Consider the following 17,542-nt stretch of genomic DNA (forward strand, 5'->3'; position numbering starts at 1 on the left):
GAAGCCCGCTCATTGAGCGGGCTTCTTGCGTTCTATAGCAGCTAACGTGTCAAGAAAGCGCACAGCGTCAGAGCCGGGAATAGCCTCGGGTATGCCGCGCATCAGGAGGAGAATTCGTCGTCATGCAAATCTTGCATGGAAAATCCAAATAAAGAATTGGTCGCGGGATAGGGGCCTGTATCACCATCAGTCTGCACTCTGCGCTGCTTCCACGCGCAGCCAACAATAATGACAAGAAGGAAACACTCATGGCTGATTCAGGCTCTTCCTCCGCCCCGTTGCCACGCTCTCCCGGGCCCATTGCGCGCTTTCTGTCTCCCTGGACACGGCTGGCGCTGTGGAAGCAGATCTTCATCGCACTGGTTCTGGGTCTGGGGCTGGGCATCGTGCTCAACCAGACCGGGCGCGCCGATATCGCCGCCGATATCAAACCGCTGGGTGACCTGTTCATCCGCGGCATCAAGATGCTGATCGTGCCGCTGGTCTTCATCTCGCTTGTCACTGGTGTGGCCTCGCTCAACAACCTCTCCAAGATCGGCCGCCTGAGCGTCAAGACGCTGGTGCTCTATCTGGGCATGACGGCGGTCGCCATCACCATCGGCCTGGGTCTGGCCACCGTCTTCCAGCCGGGTGTCGGGATCGACCTGGGCAGCGCGGCCAATGTCGAGGTGCGTGAAGCGCCGACTGCCGTCGATACGCTGCTCGGGCTGGTGCCGACCAATGCCGTCGAGGCCTTCGCCGAAGGCAATGTGCTGCAGATTATCGTCTTCGCGATCCTGTTCGGCCTCTCCATCACGCTGGTGGGGGAGAAAGCCCGCCCGGTGCGCGTGTTCTTCGAGTCCGCGGCGGAAATCATCTATCGCATGACCAGCATCATCATCGCCTTCACGCCCTACGGTGTCTTCGCCCTGATGACCTGGGTGGCCGGCACCTATGGCCTGGCAATGCTCGCGCCGCTGGCCAAGGTGATCGGCATCGTCTATCTCGGTTGCTTCGTGCATGCCATCGTGGTCTATGGCGGCATGCTGCGCTTTCTGGCGCGCTTGAACCCGCTGCGCTATTTCCAGGGCAGTGTCGAGCCGATCATGCTCGCCTTCACCAGCACCTCCAGTTCCGGCACCTTGCCGGTGACCATGATGGCCGCCGAGCAGAATCTTGGCGTCAAGCGGGGTGTCTCGAGCTTCGTGCTGCCGCTGGGCGCGACCATCAACATGGATGGCACCGCGCTGTATCAGGGCGTCTGCGCGCTGTTCATCGCCCAGGCCTATGGCGTTGATCTGGGCATGACCGAATACGTCACCATCATCATGACCGCGACGCTGGGCTCCATCGGTACCGCCGGTGTGCCGGGTGCCGGCTTGATCATGCTCTCGCTGGTGCTGACCTCCGTCGGCCTGCCGCTGGAAGGCGTTGCCATCATCGCCGGCATCGATCGTGTGCTCGACATGGCGCGTACCGGCCTCAACGTGGCGGGTGACTGCGCCGTCAGCTGCCTGGTCGCCAAGAGCGAAGGCGAGCTGGACGAGGAAGTCTTCAATACGCCCCACGTCATGCGCTCAGAGCTCAGTTGAGCGTTCTTGTCTGAACACCCACCGCGTCATCATCATCGGCTTGTCGGCATCCGCGTGATAAGCGTGTCAACGACATCAGGAGAACATCGTCATGGAACGCCCCACCGCACCTTTACATAAAGCCAGCCCCTCTGTCGTTCGCTACGGCGTCGTGGGTGGCCTGGGGGCGATCGGCAGCGCGGATGTCCTGCTCAAGACGGTGCGCGCGGCGCAGTACTGCAAGCCGCCGGGCGGGGTGGATATCGCCTTCGAGCAACGCCACTTCGATGATGGCCCGGGAATCGCCGCGGAGGCCTATGATCCGCTGCGGCGCAAGTTCTACGTCTACAACGTGCTCAAGGACATGCAGGGCAAGGTCGAGAACGCGATGGTGCCATGTTTTCTCTCTCACACCTTCCTGGCCGAGATCACCCCGGAAATCAGCTTCAACGTCGTCGATATCTTCGATGCGCTGCTGGCGCGCATTCGCCGCGACTATCCCGAGGTGCGCAAGATCGGCGTGCTGACCTCAAGCTACGTGCGCGCCTCCGGTATCTTCGAGCAGCGCTTCGGTGAGCCGGAGGCCACGATGGCCGTCACGCACGCCACACAAGGCGGTAACCTCGTGGCAGGTGACGGCCTCGTGACAGCTGGCGGCCTCGAGGTCATCTACCCCGATGCCACGCTGCAGCGTGATGCCCTGATGCAGGCCATCTATGGGCCGAGCGGCATCAAGAGCGGCCATCATGGTGGCGAGTGTCTGCAACTGTTGCTCGAGGCCTGTGATGACCTGGTCAGTCAGGGTGCGGAGATCATCGTGCCGGGCCTGAGCGAGATTCCGGTGCTGATGGAGTCGCTGCAGCCGCTGGTGCCGGTGCCCTTGCTCGACTCCAACCTCATCTACGCCGAGTACGCACTGGGCGTGGACCGCGAGCGCGAGAATCGCAACTTCAAGCTCGGCGTACTCGGTGGGGTAGGGCCGGCGGCCACGGTGGACTTCATGCGCAAGGTGGTCAGCCTGACGCGTGCCGAGCGCGATCAGGACCACCTCAAGATGGTGGTGGAGCAGAATCCGCAGATTCCCGATCGCACTGCCAATCTGATCGGCAAGGGCGAAGATCCGAGCATTCCGATGCTCGCGACCTGTCAGCGGCTGGAGGCCGATGGCGCCAATGCCATCGCGATTCCCTGCAATACCGCGCATGCCTTCGTGGCGCGCATCCAGCCCTATATCGGCATCCCGATCATAAACATGCTGACGGCGGTGGTTGATCATATCGCAGCGATGCAGACGCCGGTGACGCGGGTCGGGTTGCTCGCGACCAGTGGCACCGTGACCAGTCGGGTCTACCACGACATCATCGAGGCCTCGGGGCGTGAAACGCTGGTGCCCGATGCGCGCTGTCAGACCCGGGTGATGGAGGCGATCTACGGGCATCACGGCGTGAAGGCGGGGCATACGACAGGGGAGTGCAGCGAGCATCTGCAGGCTGCCATTTCCCACCTGCTGGCGCGGGGCGCAGAAGTGATCATCCTGGGCTGTACCGAGCTTCCGCTGATCGAGCTCGATGCGGCACTGCGTGAGCGGGTAGCGCTGCTCGACCCCGCGGAAATTCTCGCGCAGCGCTGTGTGGCACTGGCGCAAGCCGAGGCCTGATCAGCGCTGCATCCATCAGGCAAGCCAGTGAAGAGAGCTTGAAGAAAAGACACGCAGCGACGCGATATACTGCGCTCACGCAGGCTCGCTGTGTGCCTTTGCCTCATTCATGCCTCTCTTCAGGTGCTCGCCGTGGAAATGAACTGGCTGGAAGACTTCCTCACCCTGGCGGTGACGCGTAACTTCTCGCGCGCCGCCACCCTGCGCAATGTGACGCAACCGGCCTTCAGCCGTCGTATTCGCAATCTGGAATACTGGGTCGGCGCCACCCTGATCGACCGCAGCCTGTTCCCCGTCGGCCTGACCCCCGCAGGCGAATCCTTCCAGCGCACCGCCCAGGATGTGCTCTCGGTATTGCGCGTCGGGCGCGATGAGGCGCTCGGCTTCGTGCCCAAGATAGAGGAAGTCGTCTCGATTTCCGCCTCGCACACGCTGGCGGTCAGCTTCTTCGTCGACTGGCATGAACAGCTGCAAAACCGACTGGGCAATCTCAAGGCACGCATCGTGCCCGACCACGTCGCCGGTTGTGTCGATGCGCTGATCAGCGGCAACTGTGATCTGATGCTGGCCTACAACAGCCCGCTACTCCCGACGCTCACCGACATCGTGCGCTATCCCTCCATCGTGCTCGGCTCCGAGCGACTGGTGCCCGTCAGTGCCGTCGATGACGCAGGCCAGGCGCTTTACACTCTCGACAGTGATACGCCGCAGCCCTATCTCTGCTACTCCAGTGACAGCTATCTCGGGCGACTGACCGCATTGATCATCGGCCGCCAGAACCTCGCCGCGCGCCTCAACTTCCGTTACGAATGCTCGATGTCTGACGTGCTCAAGCGTGGCGCACTGGCCGGTAGCGGCATCGCCTGGGTGCCGGAACGCGCCGTACGCGACGAACTGGCCGCCGAGCGCCTCGTCATCATCAGCGATGATAGCCACACCGCGCCGCTGGACATCTGCCTCTTCCGCCACGCCGAGCACGACCAACGCGTGGCCGAACGCATCTGGCAAGCCTGCCTGACCGCCGAAGACGAGGCCCTCGAGTCAGGCCAGTAGTCTGCTCGCGGCGTGCCAGAGAAGGGATGGGTAAAGAAAGGGCCGGAGAAGAAAGAGTACAGATAGGAATGAGCACGCAACGGAAAGAGCACGCAAAGCAAAGAGCAGGGCAATGACCTGAAATCATCGCGAGAGCACAACGCAAGACGGGAGCCACCTGGGCTCCCGTCTTGCGTTGTGGCATCTCAGCTCACAGCGCTGGCGGCCGCAGCTGCAAGTCGTGCATTGCCTCTCACGACAGTCGGCGCGAGTTGGCCGTCGTGCGCTTGTGCAACGGCTTGATGAAGAGGGTGCCCGTCGTCCACCACGGCGCCACCTTGCCGCCCGTCATCGCGTTCATCCACGCCTTCTGCATCACGAACCACATCTCCCAGCTGGCCGCGATCTTCTCCGACACCATCTTCTGGTTCTCGGTGATCATCTTCGGGTCCAGCGGCGACTGGGTTCCCCACAGCTGAGTGCGCGACATGATGGTCGACATGGCCGTCGACCACATCTCCACCGACGTCGTGCCCAGCTTCCAGACATCGAACATCGCAGCCGGCGTCGTCGGGACCAACTCTGACCAGGCAGGTTGTTTAGCCATTGTGCTCTCCAAGTAAGGAACCTGAGTACATTGATACGCCTGTTTTTGCTGCAGTGCAATATGAGTTTTGGCTGTGAGACGAGATCGGGCGATTCGGAGCCTCGATTATCACCGGTTTCTATATGAATCAGTAAGTTAGCGATAGTATGGGTCAGAAAAACCGGAATTTTCCGTGCCCGGGCGGAAATTTCCCGTGGGGCTGGGGAAAGTGGATTTTGGGTTTTGGCGTCAATATCTTACGTTGGTGTACGCGTTCAATGATCTATGGCGTTAGGGGTTCACTTGCTAGGTCGTAAGCCATTATCGAAGTGGTGGAAATTTCCGCTGGATAGTTTGTCGAGGGTAAGGGTGAGGGTCGGTCAATAGCTGGATGGATATCCACTATACCGTTTAGGCGACGCCGAAGGGTGGTAACAGTGAACACGTTATCGCTCTAGGCCCGAACTCCGGTACAATTAGCGATCACGAAAGAACGTTACATTCTGGTCTATCCATGGCGTAGGTCCCGGCTGGATGCTGAGATGGGACGAGACGGTGCTCACTCGCTGAGCGCCGCGCGGTAGCCGTGCATTAGGAAGTTGCAGAGGGCGGGTATGTAGATGCTGAGTGCAATACTCCTATTGCATTGCAGGTGGAGTATTCTTGTGCTTGGCCATCATTTCATTCATCACCTCAGTGAGTCACCCGAAGTCAAAAGGCTTCCAGGGCTGCATGTTCAACTCGAAGGCATTAGCACCCAATTGTTCTTGGCTGGTCAGTGAGACCCGCTTCATGGAGAAAAGCACTGCAGCTCTCTAATGCATGGGCGCCGGAGCATCTTGGCCATTATTAAGCAGCCGCTTAGCTCAAGGAGAGCGCCAACCGCTGAATCGTTGCATTTACCGTTTCTCAGACCGCATTCCTAATGCCTGGCACCTCGTGCTTGGCCGCCAACGGTCGAAGGGAGCTGCTTGTGAGTTTGTCGAGAGACTTATTTAGAAAAATATAATTTATAATATTGATTGTCACTTAATGTTTTTATCACTTTCTTGCCCTTATGTTCAGAGGGGAAGGTATGGGGGCGATATGACCAAAGATGTATTAACGTTAGCTGAGCTTCGAGTGCTCGTTGGCTATCTGGGTGAGCAATCGCCGGCCTGGTGGGGTACCCATTTCTTTGGCCAGACGGCTACAGCCTTTCTGGCTCCCGTCTTCGGGCGCTCTGTCCATCAAGCGCAATATCATGGAGTGCTGGAGGCCGCGCGACGTGCCCACGATGAGCACATCGGTGTTGGCCGCATATTGCATTTGTTTCATATGCCGGAGCATTACGAGCAAAGCGCAGCCAACTTGATTGCCGATCGCCAACAGGCGAAGCGTCTCCTGGCCCACGCCACTTCGTCTGACAGCGCTCTGGCGAGATTGGATGCGTTGGCTTCGCCTCAGCAGGCGCAGGAGGGGCCGACGGCTGTGGGGGACCTCGGCGAGGACTTTAGTGCCCTTCTTGCCACCGTGGCGGGCCTCTACCTGGATGCCTTCCGGCGAAGTATTCAGACCTACCCGTATATACGGGAGACGCAGTGAATCAGTCGCCTTTTTACACCACCCAGTTGCAGGCCGGTCTAGGACTGATCGAAGAGACCAAGCGGCTCCTCGATCTCTATGAGCCTGGCATGTCAACTCAGCAGCTATATGAACGTGCCCTCGAATCCGGTCAGTTTCCTTTAGTGACAGCACGCCGGCTTCTCAATATCGTCAAGGAATGTTTTGCACCGCGCTACTTGCGCCAGCCGGGCGTTGCTATCTCGGTGAAGCGGCTGCTCCCCGTTTTGGATAGCGATGAGCGCCGTCAGCTGCTGATGCTGTACACCACGCGGGCCAACATCATCCTTGCCGACTTCATACGCGAGGTGTATTGGCCGCGCTATATATCCGGCCGTAATTGTCTTTCACGAGATGATGCACGGCATTTCGTCGAGAACGCGGTGCGAGAGGGCAAGACCCAGAAAATCTGGTCTGACAGCACTGTAAGCCGCCTCTCTAGCTACCTGCTGAGTGCTTGTGCAGACTTCGGGCTGCTGGAATCTCGACGCATCGGGCCTCGCCGGCTCTATACCGTGCGCCTTTCATATCGTGTGGCGGCTTACCTGGCCTATGACCTCAAATTCCAGGGGCGGGGTGACAATCAGGTAATTAATCACCCCGATTGGCAGTTGTTTGGCTTGGAACGCTCAGATGTCAGGGAGCAGTTCAAGCGGCTCTCGCTTGAGGGGCTGCTGATCATGCAGACCGCCGGAGATGTCACGCACATTAGCTGGCAGTACAAGGATTTGGAGGAGGTAATCGATGTCCTCGCTGGATACTGACTTCAACGAGTTGATGGAGCAAGTGCGCCACGGGCGCGAGTTCGGCCATGCCAGCTTCGAGCCGATTTTCTATCTGGTGTTTCGTCCAGAGCAGATTCTGGCCGTAAAGCGACATCTGCCTGCGTGGAAGAGCCGGCTGGGTAACGAAGGCTGGAATGTCCATACCTTCTCGGTCGCAGAGGAGGTCAACGAGGTCCTCTCCCAGGCCCGTATGCGCAAGCTCTGGCTGGCTGCCGACCAGCGCAATCCGCTGGATTGGAAGAAAACTAATGCGTCCCTGGCCAATGCCGTGGCCAACGGTGCGCTCCAGGAGCGTCTTGAAGCCAAGCTGACCGAGCTTGAGGGTACGCCTAGCAGCATCCTGCTGGTGACGGACCTGGAGGCGCTTCATCCCTACATGCGCATCGGTGTAATCGAAGGGCAGCTCCAGGGCCGCTTCCATGTGCCCACGGTGTTCCTCTACCCGGGCGTGCGCACCGGCAAGACACGGCTCAAGTTTCTGGGCTTCTACCCGGAAGATGGCAATTACCGTTCGGTTCACGTCGGCGGCTAAGGAAGGAATTCATACATGGAAATCAAACAGCTTTTCGATCCCAGCCGCGATATCTACCGTAGCATTGAGAAGGTAATTGCGTATGGCGTCTCCCAAGAGGAGCGCTTGCGCAAGGAAATCTCGGAATACGTGGTCACCGACGCCATCGACGAGCAGTTCAACCAGCTGTTGACCAAGATGCAGGTGGCTATGGAAGCCGGCGGTGAGAGCGAAGTCGGCGTTTGGGTCTCTGGCTTCTACGGCTCGGGAAAGAGCTCCTTAACCAAGTACATAGGCCTCGCCTTCGACGATAGTGTCACTATTGATGGCGTGGCGTTTCGCCAGCATCTTCAGAACCGCCTCAAGAACAACACCACGCGCCAGCTTTTGAGTGCCGTTTCCAAGCGCTTCCCTGCCGCCGTGCTGATGTTGGATCTGGCCACCGAACAAGTCAGTGGTGCCACCATGGAAGACGTCTCCAGCGTCCTCTATTACAAGGTGCTGCAGTGGGCCGGGTACTCCCGCAACATTAAGGTGGCCGCTTTGGAGCGCCGCCTAAAACACGAAAGGCGCTACGAGGAGTTCCTTACACTCTTCGAAGAGAAGACCGGTGGCGCGGCCTGGCGTGACTACCGCGATGATGAGCTGGTGGTTGATAGCCTGATGCCGGAGATAGCCCACGAGCTTTATCCCTCGTTGTTCACTTCGTCCAGCTCGTTCAACACCGCCACAAGCGATGTGATCCGCTTCGAGAATGATCGCGTCCAAGAGATGCTCGACATCGTCCGCGAGCATTCCGGCAAGGAGCACGTGATTTTCATCATCGATGAGGTGGGACAGTACGTTGGCGCGCGTCAGCCCTTGATCCTTAACCTCGATGGGCTGGCCAAGAACATCAAGGCGCAGGGCAATGGCAAAGTGTGGCTAATCGGCACCGGCCAGCAGACCTTGACCGAGGATGATCCTCGGGCCTCGCTCAATTCGCCGGAGCTCTTCAAGCTCAAGGATCGTTTCCCTATCTCCGTAGATCTCGAGGCTGATGACATTAAGGAGATCTGCTACACGCGCCTGCTGGGCAAGTCGCCCGAAGGGGTAAAACAGCTGGGTGCCTTGTTCGATCAGTACGGCCAGGCCTTGCGTCATAATACCAAACTGGAGGATGCCCGTGCCTACGGCGCGGACTTCGACCGCCAGACCTTTGTCGACCTCTACCCCTTCCTGCCGGCGCATTTCGATATCCTGTTGCACTTGCTAGGCGCACTGGCGCGCTCTACTGGAGGCATAGGTCTGCGCTCGGCGATCAAAGTAGTCCAGGATATCCTGATCGAGGGCGACGGCAAGCGTGTCCCGGTCGCCGATCAGCCAGTGGGCTGGCTGGCCACCACGGTGACCCTCTACGATGCTCTCGAGAAGGATATCGAGCGTGCCTTTCCCAACTGGCATAAGGCCGTCAATACAGTCACTAAAATTCGCCACCGCGATGACGAACTCCACCAGCGCATCGCCAAGACGGTGGCCGTGCTGCAGATCCTCGGCAACCTGCCGATCACTCGGCGAAATGTTGCCAGCCTGATCCATTTCGAAGTAGCCAATGGTAGCCAGGCTGAAGAAATCAATGCCGCCATCGAAGAGCTGATCGGCGATTCGATCGTACCCTTTGGTGAGCAGGATGGCTTCCTGTGTTTCTTTAGCGAGAAGCTCAACGACATCGAGCAGGAGCGCACTCAGATCCCGCTGCGCGGCGTGGAGATGAAGCGCATCCTCAACAATGCACTGAAGGAAGTCTTGTCTCCTTTGCCCAGCACTCAGTTACATGGCTCTCTCTCGGTGCAGACTGGCCTCAAAACACAAGGCCCCGAAGGGCTGCCCGTTTCTCTATTAGGTGATCGTAATCCAATTCAGACATTGGTGGAGCTGGTCGAGCCCACCGAATACGATGCCGCTCGCTCACGGCTGGAGGATGATTCCCGTGTCACGGCTAACGAAAACCTAATCTACCTAGTGGGGCGCAAATCGCCAGAATTGGAAGAGCTCACCGCGGATATCTATCGCTGTCAGGAGATCGACACCAAGTTTCGTCATGACCCTGACCAGGAAGTGCGCGACTACTGCCGGGCTCAGCTGGATCGCGCTAGCCGTCTGAATGCCGATCTTCAGAGAACGATCAAGCGTAGCCTGGTTCAGGGCTCCTTTATTTTCCGCGGGCAAACTACTGCAGTGGAAAGTCTGGCCGGTGACCTAGCCGAGGCAGCTCGCAAACAGCTGGGTAACGTGGCGGGCCAGGTCTTCAGCCGCTACGGAGAAGCGCCGGAGCGGGTGCAGAGTGATCTGGCCGAGCGCTTCTTGCGTGTTGGCAACCTCAGCGGTATCACCACAAAACTGGATCCGCTGGGCCTGGTGACCCAGCAGGGCGGACAGCCCGGCATCAATACCGACCACCGAGCCCTGGTCAGCATCCGTGACCACATCGACCGGGTTGGTATGGTCGAGGGCAAGAGCCTATCCAGCCGCTTCAGCGATGCCCCCTACGGCTGGTCTCAGGACACCCTGCGCTACCTGGTGGCGGCCATGTTGGTCGGCGGTGTGATCAAGCTGAAAGTCTCGGGGCGCGAGGTCACCGTCAACGGCCAGCAGGCCATCGATGCGCTGAAGAGCAATAATGCCTTCAAGAACGTTGGCCTATCGCTGCGTGAGGATCGCCCATCCATGGAAATGCTGGCGCTGGCTTCCACTCGCCTTCGCGATCTCAGTGGCGAAATGGTCGTGCCCCTTGAAGATGCCATTAGCAAGGCGGCCACCAAGCTCTTCCCCCAGCTGCAGCAGCGCTACGCCTCGCTCTCCGGCCGCTTACAGGCGCTGGGACTCCCGGGTGATGAGCGCATGGAGGCAATGGGGCGTGACATGGCGGACATCCTGCTCACCGACGGCTCAGACGCACCCCAGCGGCTGGGGCGTGAAGAGTCGAGTCTCTACGACAACCTGACCTGGGCGGGCGAGCTCAAGAATGCGCTGGAGCAGGGCCTGGAGGGCACCCTGAGGGAGCTGCGCTCTCTTGCCCAGGCCATCGAAGGACTGCCCGGTAGTGGCATTCCCGGAGAACTTAAGGCCTATCTGGCCGAGCCTCTCAAGGAAATCGCGGCCCGGCTGGACTCCGAGGATGCCTACCGTAGTGCCTCCGACTTCAACACGCGTTTGACCGAGCTGCGCAGCCAGGTGAGGCAGGCCGCCGAGCGCATGCAGACCCAACAGCAGCAACGCCTGCGCCAGGCTGAGCAGGAGCTCAAGCGTGTACCAGAGTGGCCGGAATTGACCAACCAAGAGCAGCAGGATCTTCTCGGCCGCATGGATGGACTAGCGCTGGAGACTTCACCAGATATTGATGGCTTGAAGAGCCTGGTCAATCGCGATTATGAACTTCAGGCAGAACTGGCGGCGCTCAAGGAGCATATCGGGCGGGTCGGCCGCGAGCGCCAGCAGGAGCGCATTCGTGAGGAGCAGAAGGAGCTCGAGGAGAAACAGGAGCAGGAGGGGTGCCAGGAGAATAAGAAAGTGCTCAGCCGCCGGTTCAAGGCTCACCCTCGTATCACTTCGCTGGACATCCTCGACGCCATGATACGCGAGCTGCAGAAGCTTCGCGGCGAGCTGGAATACGCCCACGCCTTCGAGCTGGACATCTCCTTCGATGAAGCCCCCGAGAATCGCGACAAGGAGTAAGTCATGGCATTCGATCAAGGTACCCGCAATCGCCTGCAGAAGTTGGTCAGTGATTGCCGCAAGACGCTGACCGATGAGTTCACGCTCCAGCTGCAGCAAGACTACGGCCTCGATCCCCGAACCGGCGAGGTGACCGAGCTCTCGCGGCTAACCCACCTGAGCGACCGCGAGCGCCATACCGCCGAGCTGCTGCGCGAGACGCTGGCTCACTACTTGGCTGGTGAGAGTGAGAGCAAGGCCCAGCGCCAAGCGGCCATCGACCGCATCATCCGCGAGCAGGCCTTCACCGTGCTCAATCGCCTGGCGGCGCTGCTGATGATGGAGGCGCGGGGGCTGCTGCTGCCCGCCGTCAGCCAGGGTGCTCAGTCCCAGGCCTTCGAGCTCTATCGCCATGTGGCCGGTACCGCCCTCGGGGAGACCGGCGAGGCCTACCAGACCTTTCTGTTCAGCTTGTTTGACGAGTTCGCTCTGGACCTGCCGGCGCTGTTCGACCGCTTTGCGCCCCAGGGGCGGCTCTTCCCCCGGGAGACGGCGCTCAACGAACTGCTGGCGCTGCTCAACGACCACGAGATCGAGCCGCTGTGGGAGCTGGACGAGACCATCGGCTGGATCTACCAGTACTTCAACAGCCAGGAAGAGCGCAAGGCGATGCGCAAGGCTAGCCAGGCCCCGCGCAACAGTCGCGAGCTGGCGGTGCGCAACCAGTTCTTCACCCCGCGCTACGTGGTGGAGTTCCTGGTCGACAACACCCTAGGCCGGCAGTGGTTCAACGCCACCGGCGGCACCACGCCGCTGCGCGACAGCTGCCAGTACCTGCTGGTGAAGCCCGACGAGCAGCCCGAGGCCGGCATCAAGCTGCGCGATCCGCGCACCCTCAAGCTGCTGGACCCGGCCTGTGGCTCAATGCACTTCGGCCTATACGCCTTCGATCTCTTCCTGCAGATCTACCGCGACGCCTGGCAGTGGGAGCAACAGCATGGCCCTGGCTCGTTGGATCTCTCGACCCAGCCGAAGGTAGGCTTCGAACCGCTCTGCCACACCTATGCCTCTGAAGAGGCCCTGCTGCGCGACGTGCCGCGGCTGATCATCGAGCACAACATCTACGGGGTGGATATCGACCCCCGCGCCGCTCAGATCGCCTCGTTGGCGCTCTGGCTGCGTGCCCAGCGTGCCTGGCACGAGGCCGGCGTTCAGGCCATGGAGCGCCCGGATGTGGGGCAGGGCAACGTCATTGCGGCGGTGGCCCCGCCTGCCGAGAAGGCGCTCCGCGAGGCCTTTATGGCCCGGCTGGATCGCCAGGATGCCGAGCTCTTCGAGAAGACCCTGCAGATGCTCAAGGGCCTGCCCGAGCTCGGCGTGCTGCTGCGTGCCGAGAAGGAGCTCCCCGCGCTGATTCGCCAGGTCTATGTGGGCAAGGGCAGCGACCTCTTCGCCCAGCAGGAGCAGGAGACCTGGCAGAAGGCCGAGGAGCGCCTGCGTCGAGCCCTGCTCGAGTTCTCTGAGGAAGCCGGCGCCACCTACCAGAGCCGCCTCTTCGCCCAGGATGCCCTTCAGGGCTTGCGGATGATCGACCTCTGCCGGGTGGTTTTCGATGTGGTGGTGATGAATCCGCCTTTTGGAGCGCTCAGTGCCGGCGTTAAAACCAAACTGGGAAAAGAGTACCCCAACAGTAAGAATGATTTGCTGGCTATCTTCGTCGAACGTGGATTGGATTTACTCCACGCGGGTGGACGTATTGGTGCCATCACCTCACGTACCTGCTTTTTTCTGACCAGCTTCCAAAAATGGCGTGAGGAAGTGGTTCTGGGTATAGCCCGCCCAGAGGTCATGGCTGATCTGGGATATGGGGTGATGGATGATGCGATGGTGGAAGCCGCTACCTATGTATTGGAGAAGCAGCTATGAGCCAGTTTCTTAGGTTGTTGGGTGAGAATGATAAGGCAAAATCACTGGCTAAATCGAGTCGTAACTACAGAAATGGAAGTTCTGACCATGCGGCATTTGAGTTGTGGCCAAGTGAATTCAAAAAAATACCGGGGGCTCCGTTTGCTTATTGGGTAAGTGACGAGGTTAGAAATATTTTTTCATTGTTGCCAGCTTTAGAGGGTGAGTTTAGGTATGCGCAGCACGGAGGGTCGACAAAGAATGATTTTAGATTTCTCCGCTTGTGGTGGGAGGAGATAAGCACACAAGGTAAATGGTTTAATTTTGCCAAAGGAGGTGCCTATGCACCTTATTATGCTGATGTATATCTCCTGGTGAATTGGAAGGATAATGCTCGTGAGCTGGAAGCGTCGTTGCTATTGAAGTACCCATACCTTGGCGACTCTGCTAACTGGGTTCTCCACCGAGAGTGCAGTTATTTTTCCCCTGGGTTAACTTGGTCGCTTCGGACACAGGCAGGCTTCTGTTTGCGGGTCATGCCTGCTGATTGTATTTTTAGCCATAAAGGTCCTGCTGTTTTTGTTGGAGACCATGATCATGAAGAGCTGTTGGCGTTGCTCGCACTCTCGAACTCTAGCGCATTTGAGTTATTGGTTTCTCTGCAAATGGCCTTTGGCTCATACGAAGTCGGTGTTATTCAGAGGACGCCTGTTCCTGAGTTAGATTCGGAGGAGAAGAGGCGGCTTAGAGCTTTGGCGAATCGAGCATGGTCTCTCAAGCGAACACTTGATACCGTTAACGAGTCATCCCATGCTTTTCTCTTGCCAGAGTCGCTGCGTAAGCGCTTGAGTGACTACAATCCTGCTGCTATCCATGACGAACTGGCTTATATCCAGACTCAAGTAGACGATATTGCCTTCGATCTCTATGGCTTTTCAGAGGAGGACCGGCAGGCAGCTAATGGAGAAGTGGACGCATCAAGAGGCATTGAAGAGATAAGTGGTGAACAAGAGCAGGTAGAAGTGGTTCTACCCTTGGATGCGCTGATCTCCTGGGCAGCCGGCGTCACCTTCGGCCGCTTCGACTGCCGCCTGGCAACCGGCGAGCGCGAAGCACCGCCCGAGCCCGAGCCCTTCGACCCGCTGCCGGCCAAGAGCCCCGGTATGCTGCCCGATGGTGTCGAACCCTACCATCGCCACACCGGCATCCTGGTCGATGACGCGGGCCATGAGCATGACCTGCCGCGTCTGATGGCCGATGTGCTGGAGACGGTGGATGCCCAGGTTGACGAGGATCTGCGACGCTGGCTGCGCCGTAACTTCTTCAAATACCACCTGCAACAGTACTCCAAGAGCCGCCGCAAGGCGCCAATCTACTGGCCGCTGGCCATGGCCTCGGGCAACTACACCCTGTGGCTCTACTACCCGGACTTGACCGACCAGACCCTTTTCACCGCGGTCAACGACTTCGTGGAGCCCAAGCTCAAGCAGGTGGATAGCGAGCTGGGCAACCTGCGCCTGTCTGGCGCCAGTCGCAGCCGCGCCGACGAGAAGCGCCTGGAGGAGCTGAGCGACTTCCGTGACGAGCTCGCCGACCTGCGCGACACCCTGCTGAGGATCGCTCCCGACTACAAGCCCAGCCACGACGACGGCGTGCAGATCACCGCCGCACCGCTCTGGCCGCTGTTCCGCCACAAGCCGTGGCAGAAGGTGCTCAAGGAGACCTGGGAGAAGCTGGAGCAGGGTGACTATGACTGGGCCCACCTGGCCATGGCCTACTGGCCCGAACGGGTGCGCGAGAAGTGCGTTACCGACAAGTCGCTGGCCATCGCCCACGACCTGGAACACCTCTACGTCGAGCCAGAGTCAGCGCCCAAGCAGACGCGAGGGCGGAAGAAGGCATCGGATAGCTGAAGAGATAGCAAGTGTGGATGACATTTGTGGCTCAGGAGGCGGCCCTTCATGAGCCACAAACCAGCTTGAGGCTCACTTGTGATCCTCAAGGATTTTTGTGGGCGGAGGTGGAGCCGCTGACTGTTTTCGGTACGCAGGAAGCTTAACGAATGAAGAATCATAACGAGACGATCCGCAGGCTGGTGTCTTATCTCAACAATCCTGATCATCAGGGCGGGTTCTGGCTGCCCAATATTCAGCGCCCCTTTGTATGGCATGAAGAGCAGATTGAGCGTCTTTTTGACTCACTCATGAGGGACTACCCCATCAGTACCATGCTTGTCTGGCGGACTGACTCATCTATCAAGTGTCGGCGTTTCATAGATCATTATCAGCCGGGCGTTCCGCTTAGCCAGTACCAGGTGCCGGAGAACAAGAAATCCAAGATGTTGGTTCTGGACGGCCAGCAACGATTGCAGAGCTTATTTATCGGACTAAGGGGCAGCTACGATAGGAAGCAGCTCTATTTCAATATTTATAGTGGCGAAGTGAAGTCTGCCTCTCTCGATGAGATCCGCTATAAATTCAGGTTCTTGAAGCCAAATAAGGCGATGTATCCCTGGGTTCTATTCAGTGACATCGTCGATTATCAGGGAATGCCTAACGATCTCGGTGATGAGCTAGTGGGTCGTTCTCCCACAGCTTTGGACAAAGCGGCAATCGACCGCATCATCCGGAATGTCTGGCAAGTTCAGCAGGTCTTCTGTAATCAGGAGCGTATTGCATTTCAGCTCCTGGATAGCGTAGACAGTCCGGCCACTTACACTGAGAATGATATCGTCGAGATCTTTATCCGGGCAAACTCCGGAGGCACTCAGCTGAGCAAGTCGGATCTGCTGTTCTCGCTTCTGACCAGTGCCTGGGAAGAGGCCGACGTGCAGATGGAGAGCTTGCTGGAAGAGCTCAACGACGGTGGCTACAAGTTTGACCGCGACCTGGTGCTGAAGACCTGCCTGGTACTGCTTGGTAAGGGAGCGAACTACGATGTCGGCAAGTTTCGAGATGAGACTACACGTACTCGTATCGTCGAGAACTGGGGACGTATCTCGGCGGCCATTGGTGATGTGCGTGACTTCCTGAGAAATCATACCTACGTCCGCAGCCACCATGCGCTGACTTCCTACAACGGGCTATTGCCACTGATCTATTTCCGCTATCACTACCCGGATAAATGGTCCTGCGCTCAGGGCCTGGCCACTTTTGTGCTGCGAGTGATGGTGACCCAGGCCTTCAGTGGCCGCCCCGACAACCTTATCAACAAGCTGACGAGGCAGATCGACACCGACAAGGACTTCAAGGTACCGCGGCTGTTCGAGGTGATCCGGCAAGACGGTCGCAGCCTGGACCTGACCGACGAGACCCTGCTGGCCATCGGCTATGGATCTCGCCAGATTCACCTTCTCTTCAACCTGTGGTACCGGCAGTTCGACTACCAGCCAGCTTTCGCCGGTAACGCGCCGCAGGTCGATCACATCTTCCCTCAGAGCGCTTTGAAGCGGGTCAAGGAGTACAACCCCGAGACCGGGCGCAACTCCTTGATGCGCTACCCGGCACCTGCTCGCGATCAGTTGGCGAACTGCATGTTGTTGACCGCTGCCGAAAACGGCCCAGGGGGAAAGGGCGACCGGCTCCCCTCCGAGTGGTTCGCTGACAAGGGGAAGGCCTATCTGGATATGCACCTGGTTCCGGATGATCCCAAGCTCTGGGAGATCAAGCGCTATGACGACTTCGTCAAGGCGCGTCAGGCGCTGCTGCTTGAGAGGCTCATCCCCATTCTGCATGAGCTCCCTGATTGGGAAGAGGCGCCGGATTCGCCGACATCGGTTGAGGTCGAGCAAGAGCCAGAGCCAGAAACCACCGAGGTTGATCTTCCGGCCACGACCCTGGCAGAGAGGCCTGCAGCAGTAAGCCAGACCCCGGTGCAGGGCAAGACCGTCAAGGCCGAGGGGGTGCTTGCGGATTTCCTGGGGCGTATTGCACCACCTTCCAAGTACATCGCCGGATTCAGAACACCCGAGGGGCGTGAGCTGGCGCTGGAACGAGAGTCCGCATCGATCACGCTGTGGAGCGAGGTGCTTCCCGGCGCCGAGGAAAGCGGTTTTCTTCTCCATCGGCGATATGACGCTACGAAGTCTCGCAACACCAACCTCAATGGCAAGAACTGTCCGCGACTGAAACTCGGCAACCCGGTATTGATGTGGAAGCTGGCGGATACGGATGAATTGTTAGACTTCATCAACTGGTACCAGCATGCTTGAGAATTCAGCCG

Annotated in this window: 11 protein-coding genes; 10 read left to right on the plus strand and 1 reads right to left on the minus strand. The window is 58.9% G+C overall.

Features of this window, described 5'->3' with window-relative positions:
* The first annotated feature begins 248 nt into the window (after positions 1 to 248).
* The 3 genes from HA399_RS06180 to HA399_RS06190 all read left to right on the plus strand — a co-directional run bounded on the left by HA399_RS06180 (position 249) and on the right by HA399_RS06190 (position 4,260).
* Entirely contained in the window at positions 249 to 1,571 is a 1,323-nt protein-coding gene (locus HA399_RS06180) for a dicarboxylate/amino acid:cation symporter (RefSeq protein WP_131431707.1), read from the plus strand.
* Between the two features lie 91 nt (positions 1,572 to 1,662).
* Positions 1,663 to 3,207 (plus strand): amino acid racemase, encoded by a 1,545-nt coding sequence (locus tag HA399_RS06185; RefSeq protein ID WP_404326431.1) that lies wholly within the window; start codon positions 1,663 to 1,665, stop codon positions 3,205 to 3,207.
* A gap of 138 nt (positions 3,208 to 3,345) precedes the next feature.
* Entirely contained in the window at positions 3,346 to 4,260 is a 915-nt protein-coding gene (locus HA399_RS06190; protein ID WP_404326914.1) for a LysR substrate-binding domain-containing protein, read from the plus strand.
* 232 nt (positions 4,261 to 4,492) lie between these two features.
* Here HA399_RS06190 and HA399_RS06195 read toward each other — a convergent pair whose 3' ends face one another.
* Positions 4,493 to 4,846 carry a hypothetical protein gene (locus HA399_RS06195; RefSeq protein ID WP_043335079.1) on the minus strand — a complete coding sequence of 118 codons (354 nt, stop codon included), beginning with the start codon at positions 4,844 to 4,846 and terminating at the stop codon, positions 4,493 to 4,495.
* Positions 4,847 to 5,911: 1,065 nt separating this feature from the next.
* On the opposite strand from HA399_RS06195, the gene HA399_RS06200 reads away from it, so the two are divergent.
* The 7 genes from HA399_RS06200 (at position 5,912) to HA399_RS06230 (ending at position 17,531) form a co-directional block, all read left to right on the plus strand.
* Positions 5,912 to 6,409, plus strand: a complete 498-nt coding sequence (locus HA399_RS06200) for a BrxE family protein (protein WP_404326432.1) — start codon at positions 5,912 to 5,914, stop codon at positions 6,407 to 6,409.
* A complete protein-coding gene (locus HA399_RS06205; RefSeq protein ID WP_404326433.1) occupies positions 6,406 to 7,191 on the plus strand; it encodes a DUF1819 family protein in 786 nt (261 codons plus the stop codon). Before HA399_RS06200 ends, HA399_RS06205 begins: the two co-directional genes overlap by 4 nt.
* Positions 7,172 to 7,744, plus strand: a complete 573-nt coding sequence (locus tag HA399_RS06210; RefSeq protein WP_404326435.1) for a BREX protein BrxB domain-containing protein — start codon at positions 7,172 to 7,174, stop codon at positions 7,742 to 7,744. The genes HA399_RS06205 and HA399_RS06210 overlap by 20 nt, the downstream gene beginning before the upstream one ends.
* 15 nt (positions 7,745 to 7,759) lie before the next feature.
* The gene (gene brxC, locus HA399_RS06215) at positions 7,760 to 11,437 is read left to right on the plus strand and encodes a BREX system P-loop protein BrxC (protein WP_404326436.1); all 3,678 of its coding nucleotides are present in this window, start codon (positions 7,760 to 7,762) and stop codon (positions 11,435 to 11,437) included.
* A gap of 3 nt (positions 11,438 to 11,440) precedes the next feature.
* Complete coding sequence (locus HA399_RS06220; protein WP_404326437.1) at positions 11,441 to 13,342, plus strand: Eco57I restriction-modification methylase domain-containing protein; 1,902 nt, start codon at positions 11,441 to 11,443, stop codon at positions 13,340 to 13,342.
* Positions 13,343 to 14,343: 1,001 nt separating this feature from the next.
* On the plus strand, positions 14,344 to 15,234 hold the full coding sequence (locus HA399_RS06225) for a hypothetical protein (RefSeq protein ID WP_404326438.1): 891 nt from the start codon (positions 14,344 to 14,346) through the stop codon (positions 15,232 to 15,234).
* A gap of 149 nt (positions 15,235 to 15,383) precedes the next feature.
* On the plus strand, positions 15,384 to 17,531 hold the full coding sequence (locus tag HA399_RS06230; protein WP_404326440.1) for a DUF262 domain-containing protein: 2,148 nt from the start codon (positions 15,384 to 15,386) through the stop codon (positions 17,529 to 17,531).
* The last annotated feature ends 11 nt before the right edge of the window (positions 17,532 to 17,542 follow it).

The sequence above is a fragment of the Cobetia sp. UIB-001 genome, from assembly GCF_044789135.1.
GTDB lineage: Bacteria > Pseudomonadota > Gammaproteobacteria > Pseudomonadales > Halomonadaceae > Cobetia > Cobetia amphilecti.

Bases quoted from the DNA above. Each gene is read 5' to 3' on its own strand.
- HA399_RS06180 (WP_131431707.1), top strand. From the start codon at position 249: ATGGCTGATTCAGGCTCTTCCTCCGCCCCGTTGCCACGCTCTCCCGGG.
- HA399_RS06185 (WP_404326431.1), top strand. From the start codon at position 1,663: ATGGAACGCCCCACCGCACCTTTACATAAAGCCAGCCCCTCTGTCGTT.
- HA399_RS06190 (WP_404326914.1), top strand. From the start codon at position 3,346: ATGAACTGGCTGGAAGACTTCCTCACCCTGGCGGTGACGCGTAACTTC.
- HA399_RS06195 (WP_043335079.1), bottom strand. From the start codon at position 4,846: ATGGCTAAACAACCTGCCTGGTCAGAGTTGGTCCCGACGACGCCGGCT.
- HA399_RS06200 (WP_404326432.1), top strand. From the start codon at position 5,912: ATGACCAAAGATGTATTAACGTTAGCTGAGCTTCGAGTGCTCGTTGGC.
- HA399_RS06210 (WP_404326435.1), top strand. From the start codon at position 7,172: ATGTCCTCGCTGGATACTGACTTCAACGAGTTGATGGAGCAAGTGCGC.
- brxC (WP_404326436.1), top strand. From the start codon at position 7,760: ATGGAAATCAAACAGCTTTTCGATCCCAGCCGCGATATCTACCGTAGC.
- HA399_RS06220 (WP_404326437.1), top strand. From the start codon at position 11,441: ATGGCATTCGATCAAGGTACCCGCAATCGCCTGCAGAAGTTGGTCAGT.
- HA399_RS06230 (WP_404326440.1), top strand. From the start codon at position 15,384: ATGAAGAATCATAACGAGACGATCCGCAGGCTGGTGTCTTATCTCAAC.